Origin of the sequence: Methylobacterium sp. XJLW, from assembly GCF_003254375.1 — a bacterium.
Classification (GTDB): Bacteria; Pseudomonadota; Alphaproteobacteria; order Rhizobiales; family Beijerinckiaceae; genus Methylobacterium; species Methylobacterium fujisawaense.
This window is the reverse complement of the sequence record NZ_CP016429.1, coordinates 3,298,411-3,316,542: the sequence shown is the minus strand read 5'-3', so window position 1 is coordinate 3,316,542 and position 18,132 is coordinate 3,298,411. Positions and strand designations below refer to the sequence as shown.

The 18,132-nt window shown below is 66.7% G+C and carries 13 protein-coding genes and 2 pseudogenes; 12 read left to right on the top strand and 3 right to left on the bottom strand.

Annotated features, from left to right (window positions below; all coding sequences use genetic code 11):
• The first annotated feature begins 790 nt into the window (after nt 1-790).
• Nucleotides 791-2,785, top strand: a complete 1,995-nt coding sequence (locus A3862_RS31085) for a hypothetical protein (RefSeq protein WP_124262978.1) — start codon at nt 791-793, stop codon at nt 2,783-2,785.
• Nucleotides 2,786-3,201: 416 nt separating this feature from the next.
• Nucleotides 3,202-3,447: a hypothetical protein gene (locus A3862_RS32090; RefSeq protein WP_236962150.1), complete on the top strand. Its 246-nt coding sequence runs from the start codon at nt 3,202-3,204 to the stop codon at nt 3,445-3,447.
• Between the two features lie 1,771 nt (nt 3,448-5,218).
• Here the strand turns inward: A3862_RS32090 and A3862_RS32320 are convergent.
• Nucleotides 5,219-6,534: pseudogene (locus tag A3862_RS32320) on the bottom strand (OmpP1/FadL family transporter).
• Nucleotides 6,535-7,355: 821 nt separating this feature from the next.
• Here A3862_RS32320 and A3862_RS15340 point away from each other — a divergent pair.
• The 6 genes from A3862_RS15340 to A3862_RS15315 all read left to right on the top strand — a co-directional run bounded on the left by A3862_RS15340 (nt 7,356) and on the right by A3862_RS15315 (nt 14,464).
• Entirely contained in the window at nt 7,356-7,772 is a 417-nt protein-coding gene (locus A3862_RS15340; protein ID WP_078947327.1) for a MerR family transcriptional regulator, read from the top strand.
• Between the two features lie 196 nt (nt 7,773-7,968).
• Nucleotides 7,969-9,105, top strand: a complete 1,137-nt coding sequence (locus A3862_RS15335; protein ID WP_111473703.1) for a thiolase family protein — start codon at nt 7,969-7,971, stop codon at nt 9,103-9,105.
• Nucleotides 9,105-11,426: a 3-hydroxyacyl-CoA dehydrogenase/enoyl-CoA hydratase family protein gene (locus tag A3862_RS15330; protein ID WP_111473702.1), complete on the top strand. Its 2,322-nt coding sequence runs from the start codon at nt 9,105-9,107 to the stop codon at nt 11,424-11,426. The genes A3862_RS15335 and A3862_RS15330 overlap by 1 nt, the downstream gene beginning before the upstream one ends.
• 5 nt (nt 11,427-11,431) lie before the next feature.
• Complete coding sequence (locus A3862_RS15325; RefSeq protein ID WP_043758656.1) at nt 11,432-13,222, top strand: acyl-CoA dehydrogenase C-terminal domain-containing protein; 1,791 nt, start codon at nt 11,432-11,434, stop codon at nt 13,220-13,222.
• 49 nt (nt 13,223-13,271) lie between these two features.
• Nucleotides 13,272-13,580, top strand: a complete 309-nt coding sequence (locus A3862_RS15320; RefSeq protein WP_051044774.1) for an SCP2 sterol-binding domain-containing protein — start codon at nt 13,272-13,274, stop codon at nt 13,578-13,580.
• Nucleotides 13,581-13,900: 320 nt separating this feature from the next.
• Nucleotides 13,901-14,464 (top strand): fasciclin domain-containing protein, encoded by a 564-nt coding sequence (locus tag A3862_RS15315; protein ID WP_043758657.1) that lies wholly within the window; start codon nt 13,901-13,903, stop codon nt 14,462-14,464.
• 91 nt (nt 14,465-14,555) lie between these two features.
• On the opposite strand, the gene A3862_RS15310 is transcribed toward A3862_RS15315, so the two are convergent.
• Together A3862_RS15310 and A3862_RS15305 are read right to left on the bottom strand one after the other, a co-directional pair.
• A complete protein-coding gene (locus A3862_RS15310) occupies nt 14,556-15,251 on the bottom strand; it encodes an anti-sigma factor (RefSeq protein ID WP_043758659.1) in 696 nt (231 codons plus the stop codon).
• The gene (locus A3862_RS15305; RefSeq protein ID WP_043350396.1) at nt 15,248-15,802 is read right to left on the bottom strand and encodes a sigma-70 family RNA polymerase sigma factor; all 555 of its coding nucleotides are present in this window, start codon (nt 15,800-15,802) and stop codon (nt 15,248-15,250) included. The genes A3862_RS15310 and A3862_RS15305 overlap by 4 nt, the downstream gene beginning before the upstream one ends.
• A 420-nt stretch (nt 15,803-16,222) precedes the next feature.
• On the opposite strand from A3862_RS15305, the gene A3862_RS15300 reads away from it, so the two are divergent.
• The 4 genes and pseudogenes from A3862_RS15300 (at nt 16,223) to A3862_RS15285 (ending at nt 18,124) form a co-directional block, all read left to right on the top strand.
• The gene (locus A3862_RS15300) at nt 16,223-16,876 is read left to right on the top strand and encodes a peroxiredoxin (protein WP_043385835.1); all 654 of its coding nucleotides are present in this window, start codon (nt 16,223-16,225) and stop codon (nt 16,874-16,876) included.
• Nucleotides 16,876-17,157 (top strand): annotated as a pseudogene (locus tag A3862_RS15295) (ArsR/SmtB family transcription factor); the annotation flags it as partial. The gene A3862_RS15300 and the pseudogene A3862_RS15295, both read left to right, overlap by 1 nt.
• Before the next feature lie 104 nt (nt 17,158-17,261).
• Nucleotides 17,262-17,681: a YeeE/YedE family protein gene (locus tag A3862_RS15290; RefSeq protein WP_043385829.1), complete on the top strand. Its 420-nt coding sequence runs from the start codon at nt 17,262-17,264 to the stop codon at nt 17,679-17,681.
• The gene (locus tag A3862_RS15285) at nt 17,678-18,124 is read left to right on the top strand and encodes a YeeE/YedE family protein (RefSeq protein WP_043758664.1); all 447 of its coding nucleotides are present in this window, start codon (nt 17,678-17,680) and stop codon (nt 18,122-18,124) included. The genes A3862_RS15290 and A3862_RS15285 overlap by 4 nt, the downstream gene beginning before the upstream one ends.
• Nucleotides 18,125-18,132: the final 8 nt, after the last annotated feature.

Here is an 18,132-nt window from a genome sequence, read left to right as displayed (position 1 = left end):
TCTGTCGCGATCTTGATCTTATCTGCACAAAACGATTTACGACCGGGCTGCGACCACGAAGCTCATATATGGGATTGCGTAGCCAAGCTCGTCTGGTAGCATTTGCCGACAAGATGGCCCGCATCGGTTAGTTCTGGCCCGATCTTCCCTGACCGGACCCAACCCAAGACGCAAGTACGCTTTCGAATGCATCGCAGGCACCACGGGACCAGGCGCTTCCCTCGCGTCTGACCTGTCCAGAGTTCGGCGCCTCAAACATCGGAACCACCGGGGGGTACGCCTCCATCCGTTCGGACGTGCCAGGAGCCGTCGCGCACCACGTTGGAGCGTTCAAGCCATGAGGGGGATCGACAAGGCCGAGGTCGCCCGGCTTGTGAAGCCGCCAGGGCGAAGAACCCTACCGGCACGATCGATTCGCGGAGCGTAATTCGGTCTCCTGATCACCTGATGACGTGATCGCACGATCTGCTTTTAACGTCCGAAGATCCGAGGCGCAATCGATCGCTTTCACTCTCTCGCTATCAAAAATGTTTGCGAGCCTCCAAGTTTGTTGGCATCATACGCCAAATTCTACGAAGCGAGAGAGCCCTGACGGCGCACAGCCGAGCGTCATTTTATCTTATATAGCTTCTGTTTAGCGAGCAATATCTAGCCAAGACAGAAAATACAGCAGTTGCATTAGTTTCGTATATCGCTTTTCGACTGGATTTTTGGTTCCATATACCATTCCTACCAAGTTGCGCTTGCGTGCTTTTAATTATATCGTTGCCTTATAAGCAGCAGTTCTCCCATGGGCACCATGTCGACGATTGCGTCACAGGCTGTGAATCTCCTTCTCGCCGGGTCCTCGGTGATAGCGCCGGGATTGCTATTGGTCGCCTTTCTAGCCGACGTGATTCCAATACGAGTGAGACTTTTGGCAGCTTTCGTGCTGTCGCCGGGACTTTTGTCTCTTGAGCTCTTGGTCTCAATAGCATTCGGTTTAGGATTCAGTCAGTTTACATACTTAGCATGCGCGCTGAATGCTCTCGTAGCGGGCGCTCTTATTCTTTACTTCCGCCCAAGATTTAGTTTTCGTGGCTGCGGGTATTCCGCGCTTCTGGCTTGCGCTTTGGCGGCCCCGATCATCTTTACGGTTCTAAAGGAAACATTCAGAACGGATTACAGTTGGCACAACATGATGCAGATTTCGGCTATACAGCAGATCAATTTGCTGCCGCGATTGCCGGAAGAGTTTGAGATGGCTGGTCTTCGGCTGAATTATGGTTGGCTCGGGTGGACACAGCTGTCTCTTATTTCAAACCTTGTCGCGATTTCGCCAACGAGACTTTTCTTACCGCTAAATATTTTGCACTTTATTTCGATGTTCATCATCATCGTAGAGTGTTCGATCTTTTTCCTTGGTCAGCGCCATAACTCTACGAAGGTAGCCGCAAGTACCGCAATTGCACTCCTCGCCGTCGGTCTACCCGATATCATACTGGGCATAGCCAAAAATGAATACCATGCATTGGGAGACGCACGCATAACGCCAATGATGGAAAAAATTCAGAACATGGACACGATGGTTTTCGGGTTGTCTTCGTTTGCCTTGATGGTCTTTGCAGTACTGGGCTACCTTAATTTCAAGCGGTCTTCATTCCTCATACTTGCGATCATAGCGTCTTTTGTGAGTTCTTTGGTCTATCCGCTTTTCTTACCATCATGCATGGCGGTCGCCGCGGCACTGATTGCCTTTGAAATCCTGCAACAAGTCCGTGGAGTGGGATCGTCCGATCGTCGAGCTCTAATCAAGACCAGCCTGATTTTTGCCCTTTGGATCGCGAGCTTCGGCATAGTGGTTCTCTATGGGCTTTTCCTCGGACGGGATTCGGAAATTCCGCCCTTCAGTCTTGTGAAGCTTCGTGACTTGCCCCTCCAGTTCATCAGGTGGGGATGGATCTATTGTGCAATAGACGCGATATTACTGTCAGTTCTCATATTTCGACGGAAAATCATATCCTGGCCGACGTTATTTTTCATCGGCGTGACATTCGGACTTCAGTTGGCCTACGTCGTGATCGCGGTTCGCGACGGCGTCGGATATAAATTCCTCTTCACGGCGCTGCTGTTCGCGGCCCCCGTGGTCGCGGCTGAAATTACCCGATGGGCGGACAGGGGATTGAGATCCTCAGTCGTGTCGGGCGTATTGATCGTTTTGTTTCTGTCGTGCGTGGTCTACGAGTTTCCTCGCTGGACCAATCCCGATTTGCGCTACGCGACCCCCTTGGACATCTATGCATCGGATATCGCGCCTGACGCGAAGGCGATGCCATCCTGGCTTCGGGTCGTTCGCGAGAAAGCGCCGCCCGATGCCGTGCTTTTTACTGCGCCCGACGAGCGGCCGATCGCGGTATTTGCCGGGCGTGCCCTATACGTGTGTGGCGATGTTCCGGTTCCGACATCTCGAGCCGGGTACTCCATGAGTTGCACCCGGGAACTCACGTCTGTGAAGGGCTACTCTCCAAAGAGGGTGGCTGACAGAATGGAGCTTCTGAGCCTAGCGCTCAAAAAGGAGATCAGCGATGCCGAAGCGGAGACGTTGATGAAAGCGTTTCGCGCGCTTAGCCGGCCGATGATTTTCCATACTAGCGGCTTTTCAGGATTTACGCGCTGGCTCAGGGAGAAGGAAATTGGCCGACCGATTTTCGTTTCCGAGACGGATGTCGTCTGGTCGGTCGACAAAACTGGTGCTGGGCTCGATCCTGCAGACAGTGCTGCCTCGTACAGGCAGGGGCCCACATGAATCGAGCGGGCGCGAATGAGCACCAGTTTTGGCCGGCCGCCTTAGGTGCCACTGAACGGCTGCGCCATAGGATCGCTTGGATTTCAAGGCACGGAAAGCGGAGTGCGCAGCCGGTAAGGCTGCACGATGAACAGAGCCGCTAAGCCCGTCATCCCTTTCGGGCCCGCCGGGCATCTCCGCGCGTTCTGTAAGGAAGAGAGTTCGGCCGCTTGTTCCGAGCAGGAAGGTTTCGACGGCCTCGGTGGAACAGGGCTAGACGATCCGCTTCGGTGGCGGCACGGACGGATCCTGATTGTGCAGAGATCAGTACCTGTCTTCCGGGCTCACACCATCACTCGCTTCGGGTTCTTCACCAAGATTGGGGGTGCTCGCGCCTTGCCGGTTGGGAGCGGCCTTTGGCGCCGGACGAAGGGGCAATGTCCGGGCTACTGTGGGCCGCACTGTTGCAGGTCGGCCTGGTGGACCAGCCTTGCCGGCGGGGCCTGCTGGCCCGGCAGGCCCTCGCGGGCCAGCAGGCCCCGGCGGGCCAGCAGGCCCCGGCGGGCCAACGGGTCCCGGTGGGCCGGCGGGCCCCGGTGGGCCAACGGACCCTGGCGGCCCGCTCGGTCCTGGTGGCCAGGGGGGGCCGGCAATGGCCGTTCTGGATGCCCCTGATCCGCTGAGCTCGGACGGCTTGGTACCGTCCATCCTGTCTCCCTGTTCGACCCTGCTGCTGTGTCCAGTCGCGGCCGCAGCGCCCGGCGGTCCCGGAGGTCCGGCTGGTCCTTGCTCGCCGCAATTGGCAACCACGATCTTGCGCTCTTGACGCGCTGTGCGCAGCGTCGCGATACACGTAGCCGGGTGATAGATGACGCGGAATTCGAAGTAGCCCCGATGGTCGATCTGACGTGAAAAGCGGCCATCCAGACTAATATCCGTATCTTTCTCGTCTGAATATCCTATAATCCATAGTTCACCACCAGTGACCTTGGCGTCCGCCACACCGATATCGGCCGTCGCCACCGATACTGGGGCGAGATAAATCATTTGCGCCCAAATCAGCATTGAGAATTTGCCGTAGGCGGCCATAGCTGGTTCCATCACGCGCTTGCAACCAGTATATCCACGGATTGATGGGGAGCAATGATCGCGCTCTCACCAGCTGAACGGCGGGATCACACCACAAACGACCGAGAGCCCCGCGCGCAGCGGCGACGCCATCGCCTCGACCCTCAACGGTGCTCGCCTGACACGCGCGCACCAACGCGACGAGGGTTGCGGAGCGGCACATCGTTCAAGCCGATCTCGGCTTCGAGTAGGCCCAGCGCGACCCATCGGCCGCCTCTCGCGCGATGGCGTCTGTCACCTGCCAACGCCTCCCCTCGGAACGCGATCAATGGATCCGTCGCGCTTTGCGCGGAGGTTGCCCGGCTTCGGAAGGAAGTCGCGGCCGCTTTGTTCGAGATTGTTACGGCCCGGGCGGTGACCGGGCAGAGGCGTCAGTTGGGCTCTCTGCGAGGCGGTGAGGCGCCGCGCCCGCGGCCTCATCTGCCCCCTCGGCGAAAAGCTCGTCGTCCCGGCTGGCGGGCGAGCATGCATCGTCATACGCGATGCGCTCCTTTGCGTGAACCGGGTCGAGCGCGGCGACCGCGTCCGTGGCCGGCGTGGAATCTGCGACTTCGGCGCCGAAAGCTCGGCGGGTCTGACGGAGCCACGGGCTTGGCGAGCGGAGAGGCGAGGACCTCGAAGGCGAGCTTGTTGTCGACGCCGACGGGCTGCGGCACGGCGAAGAGCGACGTCAGGGTCCGTTTGATGATGTCCCGGACGGCACCCCGGATGGCCAGCATGGCGGCGATGGTAACCGGATTACCGAGACCCATACGCTCACTGATCTCCGCGGCTGCCCTCGCATCCGCTCGCTGACGCCCGGCAACGTCGTAACTTGACAATCGTCCCGGCGGCACTGGCCGGGGCGCAAAGCCGGACACGGCGCTTGGCCCCCGGCTCAGGCTGCGATGCCGTCTGGTTGTGCGCGAACCGACGCAAGGGCAGGATCACGCGGGTCATCCGGGGCACGCGCGGCCACAAGCGGAAGATCCGGCACGGTGGGCCCCGCTCCCGCGAATGCGTGAGGTCCCTTTCAACCAAAGCAAGGACCGACGCCGCTTCGCAGCCCGCAACGACAAGCTCGCCCACAAGGACGCCTCGGCCGTCGCCCTGGCGGCCGACGCCGCCTTCTGGGCCCATCGCGACCAGACCCTATCAGGACCAGGGTCCGAGCAGCCCGCGGTTCGCCGCGTCGTCGGGGATCTCGTCGTCGTGGAAGGCGGTCAGGCGGCAGACTCGCCGTCGCCGCCTGACCGCTTCAGGATGTGCCGGTCGACCGTGAGGTCGAAGCGCGGATCGCGGCCGTCCTCGAGTGCGAGCGTCGCCCGGGCGATCCGCGCAGGCGCATCACCATTTCCGCACGAGGGGCGCGGGGGCGGGGGCGGGCGGCGCGCCGAACACGTAGCGGAAGCCCACCGAGACGATGTCGGCGCTGGAATCCACCACCCCCGCGAAGGCGATGTTGCCGACGTTGTAGTCGCGGCCGAGGCCCGCCAGGATCCGCGACCGGTCCAGGAAGAAGTGCGAGTAGGCGAGGTTCAGCGTCAGCTGCCGGCTCCAGCGGTAGCTGGCGCCCACCGAGGCGATGTAGCGGTCCCCGTCCGGCAGCCGCACCGAGCGGTTCCGGAAGTCGATCGGCGAGGTCTCGTAGGCGAAGCCCGTGCGCAGCGTCAGGTTCGGCGAGGCGTCGTACTCGGCGCCGATCGCATAGGTGAACCCGTCCTTGTAGTTGAGCGGCAGGGTGTTCACCGGCAGGCCGAGGGTCTTCGACACGATGCCGATGGTCCCGAGCCTCGACCAGTTGTCCCACTCGAAGCCGAGGTTCACCCGCGCCACCGGCGAGACCGCCTGGGTCAGGCCGACGCTCAGCTTGTCGGGGTGTTCAGCCTCGCCCGGACCTGGCCGGCGAGCGGGGCCAGGGCGAGCAGCGGCACGCCGATCGAGCCGTCGATGTCGTGGTGCACCGAGGAGCGGTAGCCGATGCCCAGCACGGTCCCGTCGCGGGGCGTCAGCGTGGCGCCCGCGGTGAAGCCCACCCCCCAGGATTCCCCCTTGAGGAACGAGCTCGGATAGGCGGTCGGCAGGAGGCCCGGGACCGGCAGCGCCTGCCGCAGGGTCAGGCGGAAATACTCGATGTTCGGCCCGGCCGCGATCGACAGCCATTCGTTGACCTTGAAGCCGATCACCGGGTTGATCGCCAGGGAGAAGATCCGCGACGAGCGTCCGTAGACCTCCCGGCCCAGACCTGGTTGGGCTTGGTCACGAGCCGAAGGGCGCGCCGGTCGAGAGGCCGAGCCACAGGCGGTCGTTCAGCTGGTACGAGGTCGCGCCCGCCGGCACGAGGGCGCCCTGACCGAGCTCGCCCGAGCCGCCCAGCCGCGCGAAGCCCGGATTGGTGCCCGGCGCCGGCGGATCTCCGAGGACAGGCCGATATAGGTGAAGTTCTGCTCCGCGACGAAGCCCGGATTCATCGTGATGGTCGCGGGGTTCCAGAACATCGACGACACGCCGCCCGATCCCGAGGCCGCGCCCGCAAACGCCAGCCCCTGCGCCTGCGTGCTCTGCTCCCGCAGACCGAACGCCCCAGCCTGAACCTCGGCAATCGTGGCGACAGACGCACAGAGTGACGCCGTTCCGGCGGCCACCAGAAACCGAAATCTCATCACGATCCTCCCCAAGGTTTACCGCGCATCCACTTCCGGTTTCGGGCGGATGTCATGTTTTCTGAGTTTTGTGCCGCCAGAACCATCGGCGACACCGACACTTTGCGCGGCCGCCACTATCACGATACTGCCGGTACGCGCAGGCATTACCCCTTCCCAATAGGTCAGGACGCTGCCGAAAGCGGCAAGAAAATGCAAGCGCGAAGCGGTGCGCTGAAGAACTCCGGCGTCCGGCCGGCGCAGGGAAGGCGCTGGTGTGACAATTCGGTTTCACGCCGCGAGGCGGAGGCGCTGGATGGCGGGCGGCGGACCGCGTCGAGGACGCCGATGGGCCGCCTTGTACGGCACAGGGCTTCGGGTGCGGCGGCGCGAATACAAAGCTTCGCCGAGTGTCACAGCGGCCCTCGCGACATCGTCTGACCCGCTTGCGACCTGCTGACGCTTTGGGATAGAAGCTAACCTATACGTCAATCCTGGCCCGGTCGATCATGCACGCTCCGCGAGAGAGCGAGGCCGGTGAAGGGAGGGAAAGGTGGGAACCCAGCAGGGCATAAGGAAATGGGCCGGCGAAGCCGACGCTCAGGGTCCGCGCCATCGACGGACGCTTTGCGACGACACTCCGGAGACGCTTCCGGCGATGGGCGATCGAGATCCGCACGACCCTGCCCAAGACCGGGGTCGGCAGGCTGTCGGAGACGGAGCGCGTGGCGGACGAGCGCCGGCGGGCCGATGCGGGGCCCATCAACATCCGAGTATCGGCACGACGTTGACCGCTCGCGCGCACCGGGAATACGGTGAATTCTCCGAAGAGAAGGTCACCTGTGTCCGATACGCTGTACACCGTGACCCAGCTCGCCAAGGACCTGGGGGTGACGGCGAGAACGGTCCGCTTCTACGAGGACAAGGGTCTCCTGACGCCTCAGCGGGCCGGGAACACGCGGGTCTATACGCATCGCGACCGGGCGCGACTGATCCTGATCCTGCGCGGCAAGCGGCTCGGGTTCTCACTGCGCGAGATCAAGGAATATCTCGACCTCTACGACGCCGATCCGACCCAGCAGGAACAGCTGCGCGCCCTGCTGAAGCGGATCCAGACCCGGATCGGCAGCCTCGTCGATCAGGAGCAAGCCCTCGTCGAGACGCTGGCCGAGCTGCGCGCCATCGAGCAGCAGGCCCAGGACGCCCTCGCGGCTCTGGCCTCATCCGAGGCGCCGGCGAAATCACGCCGCGCCCGCTAGGGCATACCGCGTCGTCAGGGCGACCGGTTCCGCGGGCCGAGGCCGCGCGGCCGGAATCGGCCCGCGCGTCTCACAATCGCCTTCCCCGTTCTCGTGCGTGCTCCCACGCCGGACTTGTGCGCGCCGGGTCAGGGCACGTCCGGGTCGGCGGGCCGCCCGTGTCGCAGATCCTTCGTGATCGTTCCGAGAGGACAGCATGACCAACGCGGTTATCGTGGGCTACGCCCGCTCGCCCTTCACCCTCGCCAAGAAGGGCGCCCTGGCCCGGGTCCGCCCCGACGACCTCGCCGCGCAGGTCGTGCGCCGGCTCGTCGCCGAGGCCGGCATCTCGTCGAACACCATCGAGGACCTGATCGTCGGCTGTGCCTTCCCGGAGGGCGAGCAGGGGTTCAACGTGGCCCGCCTGATCGGCATGCTGGCCGATCTCGATCTCAGCGTCGGCGGCGTCACGGTGAACCGCTTCTGCGGCTCCTCGATGCAGTCGGTGCACATCGCCGCCGGGCAGATCCAGCTCGGCGCCGGCGAGGCCTTCATCTGCGCGGGCGTGGAGAGCATGAGCCGCGTGCCGATGATGGGCTTCAACCCGATGCCCAACCCGGCGCTCCATGCGGCGCGCCCTGGCGCCTACATGGGCATGGGCGACACCGCCGAGAACGTGGCGCGCCGTTGGCAGATCAGCCGGGCCGACCAGGAGGCCTTCGCGGTGACGAGCCACCGCAAGGCCGCCGCGGCCCAGGCCGCCGGACGGCTCGCCGCCGAGATCGTCCCGATCGCCACAAAGGCCGGCACGGTCGAGACGGACGGCTGCATCCGGCCGGAGGCCAGCGCCGAGGGACTCGCCGCGCTCAAGCCCGCGTTCCAGCAGGACGGCAGTGTCACGGCCGGCACCTCGTCGCCGCTGACGGACGGCGCCTCGGCGGTCCTCGTCTGCAGCGAGGCCTATGCCCACCGCCACGGGCTGAAGCCGCTCGCCCGGATCGCCGCGATCGGCGTCTCGGGCTGCGAGCCGGAGATCATGGGCATCGGTCCGGTGGCCGCGTCCCGGAAGGCGCTGGCCCGCGCCGGCATCGCCGTCGACGCGGTGGGCGTCGTCGAGCTGAACGAGGCCTTCGCCAGCCAAGCGCTCGCCTGCATCCGGGAACTCGGCCTGCGCGCGGAGACGGTCAATATCGACGGCGGCGCGATCGCGCTCGGCCATCCGCTCGGTGCGACGGGGGCGCGTATCGTCGGCAAGGCAGCGGCGCTGCTCGACCGCGAGGGCGCCCGCTTCGCGCTGGCGACCCAGTGCATCGGCGGCGGCCAGGGCATCGCCACCCTTCTGGAGCGTGTCTGATGAGCGGGATCCGCAAAGTCGCCGTCATCGGCGCCGGAGTGATGGGCTCCGGCATCGCCGCCCATGTGGCCAATGCCGGAGTGCCGGTCCTGCTCATGGACATCGTGCCGGAGGGCGCAACCGACCGGAACGGTCTTGCGGCGGCCGCCATCGCCCGGATGCTCAAGACCGAGCCGGCGGCGTTCATGACCCCGCGGGCTGCCAAGCGCGTCGAGGCCTGCAACGTCGAGGACCATCTCGACCGCCTCGCCGAAGTCGACTGGATCATCGAGGTGGTCATCGAGCGCCTCGACGCGAAGCGGGCGCTCTATCGGCGGATCGACGCCGTGCGCCGGCCCGGCACGGCGGTCTCGTCGAACACCTCGACGATTCCGCTCGATGCGCTGGTCGACGGCATGCCCGAATCCTTCCGGCGCGACTTCCTGATCACCCACTTCTTCAACCCGCCGCGCTACATGCGGCTGCTCGAACTGGTGACCGGCCCGCAGACCGATCCGGCCCTCGCCGAGACGGTCGCCGACTTCGCCGACCGCCGGCTCGGCAAGAGCGTCGTGCGCTGCAAGGATCGACCGGGCTTCATCGCCAACCGCCTGGGCATCACGTGGATCCAGAACGCCATCGCGGCCGCCGACGACCTCGGCGTCCCGGTCGAGGAGGCCGACGCCATCATGGGACGCCCCTTCGGCATCCCGAAGACCGGCGTGTTCGGCCTCGTCGATCTCGTCGGCCTCGACCTGATCCCGCACACCACCGCGAGCCTGCGCGCGGCGTTGCCGCCGGAGGACGCCTTCCACGACTCCTATCGCGAGATGCCGCTCGTCAGCCGGCTGATCGCCGCGGGCTTCACCGGGCGTAAGGGCAAGGGCGGATTCTACCGCCTGAACCGCACGGGCGGGCAGAAGACCAAGGAGGCCATCGATCTCGCGAGCGGCGCCTACCGGCCCGCCCGGAAGGCGGACCTGCCGGAGCTGAAGGACGCGAAAGGCCCCCGCGCCGTGCTCGACCTGCCTGGCCGGGCGGGCGCCTACGCGTGGCGCGTCATCGGCGCGACCCTGTCGTACGCCGCCGGGCTCGTCGGCGAGGCGAGCGACGACGTCGCGGCGATCGATGAGGCGATGCGCCTCGGCTACAATTGGAGATGGGGACCGTTCGAGCTGATCGACCGGATCGGCGGCGCCTACTTGGCCGATCGCCTCGCCCGCGACGGTCGGCCGGTCCCGCCGCTCCTCGCGGGTCTCGACGGCCGCAGCTTCTACCGGGTCGAGAACGGCCGCCGGCAGGTGCTCCAGCCCGGGGGCGGCTACCGCGACATCGTCCGGCCCGACGGCGTGCTGCGGCTCGCAGACATCAAGCTCGGCCGAGAGCCGCTCCTGACGAACGGCTCGGCGGCCCTGTGGGACATCGGCGACGGCGTGGTGTGCTTCGAGTTCACGTCGCAGAGCAACGCCCTGGACGAGCAGGTCATGATCCTGCTCGGCAAGACGATCAAGCTCGTGAAGGACCGCTACAAGGCGCTGGTCGTCTACAACGAGGGCACGAACTTCTCGGTCGGCGCCAATCTCGGGCTGGCCCTGTTCGCCGCCAATATCGCGGCGTGGGGGGAGATCGAGAAGCTGGTCCATCTCGGCCAGCAGACCTATCGGCAGCTCAAATACGCGCCGTTTCCGGTGGTGAGCGCACCCTCCGGCATGGCGCTCGGCGGCGGCTGCGAGATCCTGCTGCACAGCGATGCCGTCCAGGCCCATGCGGAGAGCTATATCGGCCTCGTGGAGTGCGGCGTCGGCCTCGTGCCGGCCTGGGGCGGCTGCACGGAGATGCTGGGCCGCTGGCAGGCCTCCGGTACGCTGCCGAAGGGGCCGATGCCGGCCGTCGCCAGGGTGTTCGAGACGGTCTCGACCGCAACCGTGGCGAAGTCGGCCGAGGAGGCGCGGGACCTGCTGTTCCTGCGCCCGGACGACGGCATCACCATGAATCGCGACCGGCTTCTCGCCGATGCCAAGGCCAGGGCGCTGTCCCTGGTCGCAGGCTATGCGCCGCCGAAGCCCGTGCCTCTGACCCTGCCGGGTTCCGCGGGCGGCCTCGCCCTGCGCATGGCCGCCGAGGGCTTCGCGCGGCGCGGCATCGCCACGAAGCACGATCTCGTGGTGTCGGGCGAACTCGCCTCCGTCCTGTCCGGAGGAGAGGCCGACATCCTCGATACCCTGGATGAGGATGCCATCCTCGAACTCGAGCGCGACAGCTTCATGCGCCTCGTCCGCACCGAGGCAACCCTCGACCGGTTCGAGAGCGTGCTCGAGACCGGCCGGCCGGTGAGGAACTGACGATCATGCAGACCTACAAGGCCCCGCTGCGCGACATGCGCTTCGTGCTCCACGAACTGCACGCCGATCCGGGTTCCGAGCCGCTGCCCGGCCTGGAGGAGATCACGCCCGACGTCGCCGACGCCATCCTCGAGGAGGCGGCGAAGTTCTGCACCGAGCGGCTCCTGCCGCTCAACGCCTCCGGTGACGCGGAGGGCTGCCGCCTGGAGAACGGCGTCGTCCGGACGCCGAAGGGTTTTCCCGAGGCCTACGCGGCGTTCCGCGCGGGCGGTTGGACCGCGATGGGCTCCGACCCCGCCTATGGGGGCCAGGGCCTGCCGGAGACGATCAACAAGCTCGTCGAGGAGATGATCTGCTCGACCAACCTGTCCTTCGGGCTCTATCCGGGCTTGAGCCACGGTGCCTACAAGGCGATCGCCGGTCATGCGTCGGAGGCGCTGAAGGCGGCCTACTTGCCCAAGATCGTCGACGGCACGTGGTCGGGCACCATGTGCCTGACCGAGGCCCATTGCGGCACGGATCTCGGCCTGCTGCGGACCCGCGCGGTGCCGCAGGACGACGGCTCCTACCGGATCACCGGCTCGAAGATCTTCATCTCGGCGGGCGATCACGACCTCACCGAGAACATCGTGCATCTCGTCCTCGCGCGGCTGCCCGATGCCCCCAAGGGCGTGAAGGGCATAAGCCTGTTCCTGGTGCCGAAATTCCTGCCCGCGCCGGACGGGACGCCGGGGGCGCGCAACGGCGTCACCTGCAGCGCCCTCGAGCATAAGATGGGCATCAAGGCCTCGGCCACCTGCCAGCTCTCCTTCGACGACGCCGTCGGCTGGCTCGTCGGCGAGCCGCACAAGGGCATGCGCGCGATGTTCACGATGATGAACAGCGAGCGCCTGTCGGTGGGAATTCAGGGGCTGGGCGCCGGCGAGGCGGCCTACCAGGGCGCCGTCGCCTATGCCCGCGAGCGCCTGCAGGGGCGCGCGCTCTCCGGTGCCAAGCGGCCGGACCTGGCCGCAGACCCGATCATCGTACATCCGGACGTGCGGCGCATGCTGATGACGATCCGCGCCTACAACGAGGGCGCCCGGGCGCTCGGCGGCTGGGTCGCCCGGAGCCTCGACGTGATGGAGCGCCATCCCGATCCGGCCGAACGGCGGCGGGCGGAGGATTTCTCGGCCCTGATGACGCCGGTGGTGAAGGCGCTGTTCACCGATCTCGGCTTCGAGGCGGCCAGCATCGGCCTGCAGGTCTACGGCGGCCACGGCTTCATCCGAGACCACGGCATGGAGCAGTATGTCCGCGATGCCCGGATCTCGATGATCTACGAGGGCACCAACGGCGTGCAGGCCCTCGACCTCGTCGGCCGCAAGCTCCCGGCCCATGCCGGCCGGCTGCTGCGCGGCTTCTTCCACCCGGTCCTCGCCTTCCTCGACGCGGCGCTGGAGGACGATGCCCTGGCGCCCCTCGCCCTGCCCGTGTCCAAGGCGTTCGGTGCGCTCCAGCTCGCCACCGCCCACATCGCGCAACGGGGCCTCAAGGATCCGGACGAGGCCGGCGCCGTCGCGACCGATTATCTGCGGCTGTTCGGCCTGGTGGCGCTCGGCTTCATGTGGGTGCGCGCCGCCAAGGTGGCGCAGGCGGCGCTGGCCGACGGAACGCCGGAGCGGGACTTCTACGAGGCCAAGCTCGCCACCGCCCGCTTCTTCATCGAGCGCATCCTGCCCCAGGTTGCCGGCCTGCTGGCGGCGATCAAGTCCGGCAAGGGCGCGATGATGGCCCTCGACGAGGCGATGTTCTGACCGCCCCGGACCTCCGGGGAATCCTCATGCGACTGATGGAGTGGAACGGATGGCGGATCTCGGCTTGCTGGTCGACTCGATCGAGGAACGGTCGGGGGCCTTGAGCGCGCTCGGATACCGGGTGCGGTTCGACCTCACCGATGGCGGCGGCATCCTGCTCGACGCCACCGGCGGCACGGTCGCCGTGTCGATCGCCGAAGAGGGCGAGGCCGATGCCGTGATGCGCTTGAGTTCCGACAATCTGCTCAAGCTCGTGGAGGGCCGGCTCAGCCCGATGATGGCCTTCTCGACCGGCCGCCTGAAGGTGCAGGGCTCGCAGGGCGTGGCGCTGAAGCTCGCCGGTCTGCTCGATCAGTAGCCGTCCCTGCGGGTGCGCCCCCCTCATCCGCACCCGGCCATCGCGGGAGGCGCCACCGGAGGATCCGCGAGACCGTCCGAAGAATGAGCCGTGGCGGTGCAGGTGCCCGCCGCTTGGGTCGCTGTGGCGACATCGAGACCCGCGTGAAGGCCGGCGGCTCCGGGGGCCCATCGCCGACACGACGATGGCCATGCTCCCATTAAGGGGGAGCGCCGCCGAGCCGACCGGCGCCGGTCTGCGACCGCTACGAAACTTTCCGTCCGGCGCCCCCGTAAGGGCGGGTGCTACCCCTGCGTCGGGGTCGGATGGAAGGAAAAACGATGCCCACAGCGAACAGCCCCCGCATGAAGGCGCTTGCTCTGGCCCTCGCGCTCGGTCTCGGAGCGAGCAGCGCAGCCTACGCCAAGAACCCGATGGTCGGCGGCGCGCCGATGTACGCCCAGAAGACCATCGTCGAGAACGCGGTCAACTCGAAGGATCACACCACGCTGGTCGCCGCCGTGAAGGCCGCCGGCCTGGTCGACACGCTGAACGGTCCGGGTCCGTTCACGGTGTTCGCCCCCACGAACGCCGCCTTCGCCAAGCTGCCGCCGGGCACGGTGGAGAACCTCGTCCAGCCGCAGAACAAGGCGACGCTGACGAAGATCCTGACCTACCACGTGGTCCCGGGTGTCTACACCGCCAAGGATCTGATGGCGCTCGCCAAGAAGGGCGGCGGACAGGGCACGCTCACCACGGTGGCGGGCGAGCCTCTCGCCGTCGAGGTGCAGGGCAAGAAGGTCTATGTGACCGACGTGAAGGGCAACACCGCCACGGTGACCATTCCGAACGTCATGCAATCGAACGGCGTCATCCACGTCGTCAATGCGGTGCTGATGCCCTGATCCACCCGGACGGTCCGGCGTCGGCGGCCCTGATCCGGCTGCCGACGCCGATTTCTCGCAAACGTTGACCGCTGCGGCTGCCGAGATCGCGTCAGTCCGCGATGAGCTTGCCGGTGTAGACTACCGGACCTGTCGGCTGGCCGGTGGGCGAGCCGCCGGGCGGCTCCACCGAGACCGCGATCACGCCATCCGGAGCGGCCCCCGCCGGCAGCCTCATCTGGCTCGCCGCCGTGCCGACAAGGCCGAGCGGCCGCGGCCCCTGGGCACCGACATACCACACTTCCAGGCTTCGATCCGCGGGTGCCTCGGCGCTGACGGGCCTCACCATTGCGACGCCGGTGCGCGTGTCGACGCGCACGATCAGCGCCGGGAGCGTACCCCCGCCTTGCACCACGGCCAGATAACGGCCATCCGACGGCCTCTGCCAGGGTCCGAGCGTCAGGACCAGAGCGAGGCCAGCCGCCAGCAGCCCGGCCCCGCCCGCGGCAACCCGCCACCGCCGAAGCTGGGAGCGCAGGGCTTCGATTTGATGCAACTCCGCGCGTCCCGCCGCCGGAAGCCTCCGCAAGAGTGCAGCGCGGACATGCAGCGGCGGTGTCTCGACGGGGATCACCATCGCGAGCGGGCCGAGGCGGCGTTCCCAAGCCTGGATCCGTGCCCGTGCGACCGGATCGCGCGCGGCCTCGCCCTCCATGGCCGCACGCTCCTGCGCGTCGAGCGTTCCGAGGACGTACTCGGCCGCACGCAGATCGGGATCGTCGGGGTCTGGCGCCCTCGTACCGCTCACGACACCGTCTCCAGGCAGGTCTTCAAGGCGGCGAGCGCCCGGTGGAGCCAGGTCTTGATCGTGTTCACGGGACGATCGAACCGTGCGGCCAGTTCCTCACGCGAGCGCCCCTCACAATAGGCCAGCACGACGCAATCCCGGTGCGACGGTTCGAGTCGGCCGAGACATGCCACGAGGGCATTGCGGTCTTGAAACGCGCCCGCCTCGTCGTGCGGATCGATCAGCAGGTCCACCCAATCCTCGCCGCTGTCCAATTCCGGCCCCTGCACCTCCGCCTTCCGGCGTACGCTATCGATGGCGCGGTTCCGTGCGATGGTAATAAGCCAGGGCAGCGGCGGACCGGCTTCCGGCCGATAGCTGCCCGCTGCCTGCCAGATCCGCATGTAGACGTCCTGGAGTACGTCCTCGGCCAAGCCGCGGTCGCGTTGGATACGCAGGATCAGCCCGTAAAGTTTCGGGCTTGAGACATCGTAGAGTTCAGCGAGCCGGTCCGCCTCACCTCGAGCGATTCCTGCAAGCAGCCGGCGCAGCGTGGCGTCGTCGGCCAACATGGGCCCCCGCATAGTTCGAGGCGCCTGCCATCGGACGCCCTCCCGGATGATGCTCTTAGACCAAGCCTCGGGACTCTGACGATCCCCCTCGCATGCGGCCGGAGGGGGCGCCACAGACGGACGATCCGGCCGCGCCGGTCCAGGTCACAGGGCGTCGGCGTGCTTGTTCGCCCGGTGCCGGCGTGGCCACCCAGGGGCGGAGAGAGATCGACCTTCGCTGAAGGCCGGTTCGCGGCGCAAATTCGCGCAAGCCTCGAATCGTCCCAAGACGCGGCGCGGGACACTGAGCCATGGCCCTCCCGGCATCGCCCGTGCGTCAATCCATATTTCGCGTTGTCTGAAGCAGTGATCCATATAAAATCGAGATTGACCGGTTCGACTCATCAACGGTCAGAGCCGCGCCTCCCCTCAGGTCGCTTCATGGCTATCGATATCGACAGCGGCGTCACCGCTGTGCCTCACCCCGCCGGCCCGCCCATTATCGGGGACGGCGCACCGAACTTCCGGGCCCGCACCACGATGGGCCCGCGCACGCTCTCGTCCTATCGGGGCCGCTGGCTGGTGTTCTTCTCGCATCCCGCGGACTTCACGCCGGTCTGCACCAGCGAGTTCGTGGCTTTCGCCCGGGCCCACGAGGCGTTCCAGGCCCTGGATTGCGACCTCCTCGCCCTCTCCGTCGACAGCCTGTCGTCGCACTTGGCGTGGCAACAGAGCATCGAGCAGCGTTTCGGTGTGCGGATGCCGTTCCCGATCGTCGAGGATCCGGCCATGGGCATCGCCCGTGCCTATGGCATGCTGCCGGCGGGAGCGGCGTCGAGCGCCACGGTGCGCACCACGTTCGTCATCGATCCGGAGGGGATCGTGCGCGCCCTCGTGACCTACCCGCTGACGGTAGGGCGCAGCGTCGCCGAGATCCTGCGGCTTGTGAGGGCGCTTCAGGCCTCCGACGCAGCCGACGTCTCGACGCCCGAGGGATGGCAACCGGGCGAGCCGGTGCTGGCGAATCCACCGATGACGAGCGAAGAGATCGGCGGCTGCGGGACCGACTGGTATTACAGGTTGGAAAGCGTCTGATGGCACCCGGCACGGACGAGACCAAGGCGAGCGCGGCCGCCGAGTTGCTCAAGCTCGTCGCAAACCCCAACCGGCTGCGCATCCTCTACCTGCTGACGGAGGGCGAGCGCTCGGTTTCGGAGATCGAGCAGCGCCTCGGCATCCGTCAGCCGACCCTGTCGCAGCAGCTCGGCGAATTGCGCAACGCCGGGACCGTCACCACACGGCGCGCGCACAAGGTCGTATTCTACAGCCTGACGGAGGCCCGCACGCGTGCGCTCCTCGATGCAATCGAGGATATCTTGATCGTCAACCGGCCGCAGCGGCGCCTGGCGGCGCGCGGCCCCGACGCGCGAGAACGGGCCCTCGGGCAGGCCGCGATGTTCGGCCAGATCGGAGACGCGCCATGAATGCCTTTCTCGCCCCCCTCGCCGGTGGTGCCCTGATCGGCGCCTCGGCGGCCCTGCTGCTCCTCGCCAATGGCCGCATCGCGGGGATCAGCGGCATCGTCGGCGGATTGCTCGGCCCGGCCTCTCGGGATTGGGCTTGGCGGGTGGCCTTTCTCGTGGGGCTCTTCGCCGGCCCTGCCCTGTTCAGAGCGACGGCGGGCCATTGGCCGCAAATCCGCATCGATGCCTCCTGGCCGATGCTCGTCGGGGCCGGGCTTCTGGTCGGGTTCGGGACGCGTCTGGGGTCGGGGTGCACCAGCGGCCACGGGGTCTGCGGCCTCGCGCGGCTCTCGCCGCGTTCCCTCGCAGCGGTCGCGACGTTCATGGCCGCCGCGATCATCACCGTCTTCCTCGTTCGGCACGGCCTGGTCCGATGAACACCCCGCGCCTCCTCGCAGCCTTCGCGAGCGGCCTGCTCTTCGGAGCGGGGCTCGCCCTTTCGGGCATGATGGACCCCGCACGCGTGCTGGGCTTCCTCGATGTCGCGGGGGCCTGGGATCCCAGCCTCGCCTTCGTCCTGGCCGGGGCCGTCGGCGTCTCGGCCCTCGGCTACGCGGTCAAGGCCCGGATGCCCCGGCCTGCCCTCGCGGACCGGTTCGAGATACCGGCGAACCGGAGCGTCGATGCCCGCCTGCTCGGGGGCGCCGTCCTGTTCGGAATCGGCTGGGGACTCGCCGGCTTCTGCCCCGGCCCGGCCCTGGCCGGTCTAACACTCGGCCTGCCGGAGGTCGCGCTGTTCGTTGCGGCGATGCTCGCCGGGATGCTGCTCTTTCGGTTCATCGCCCCGCGCTCGACGGGACCGATCACGGTGAGCCGCTGAGGGCGGAG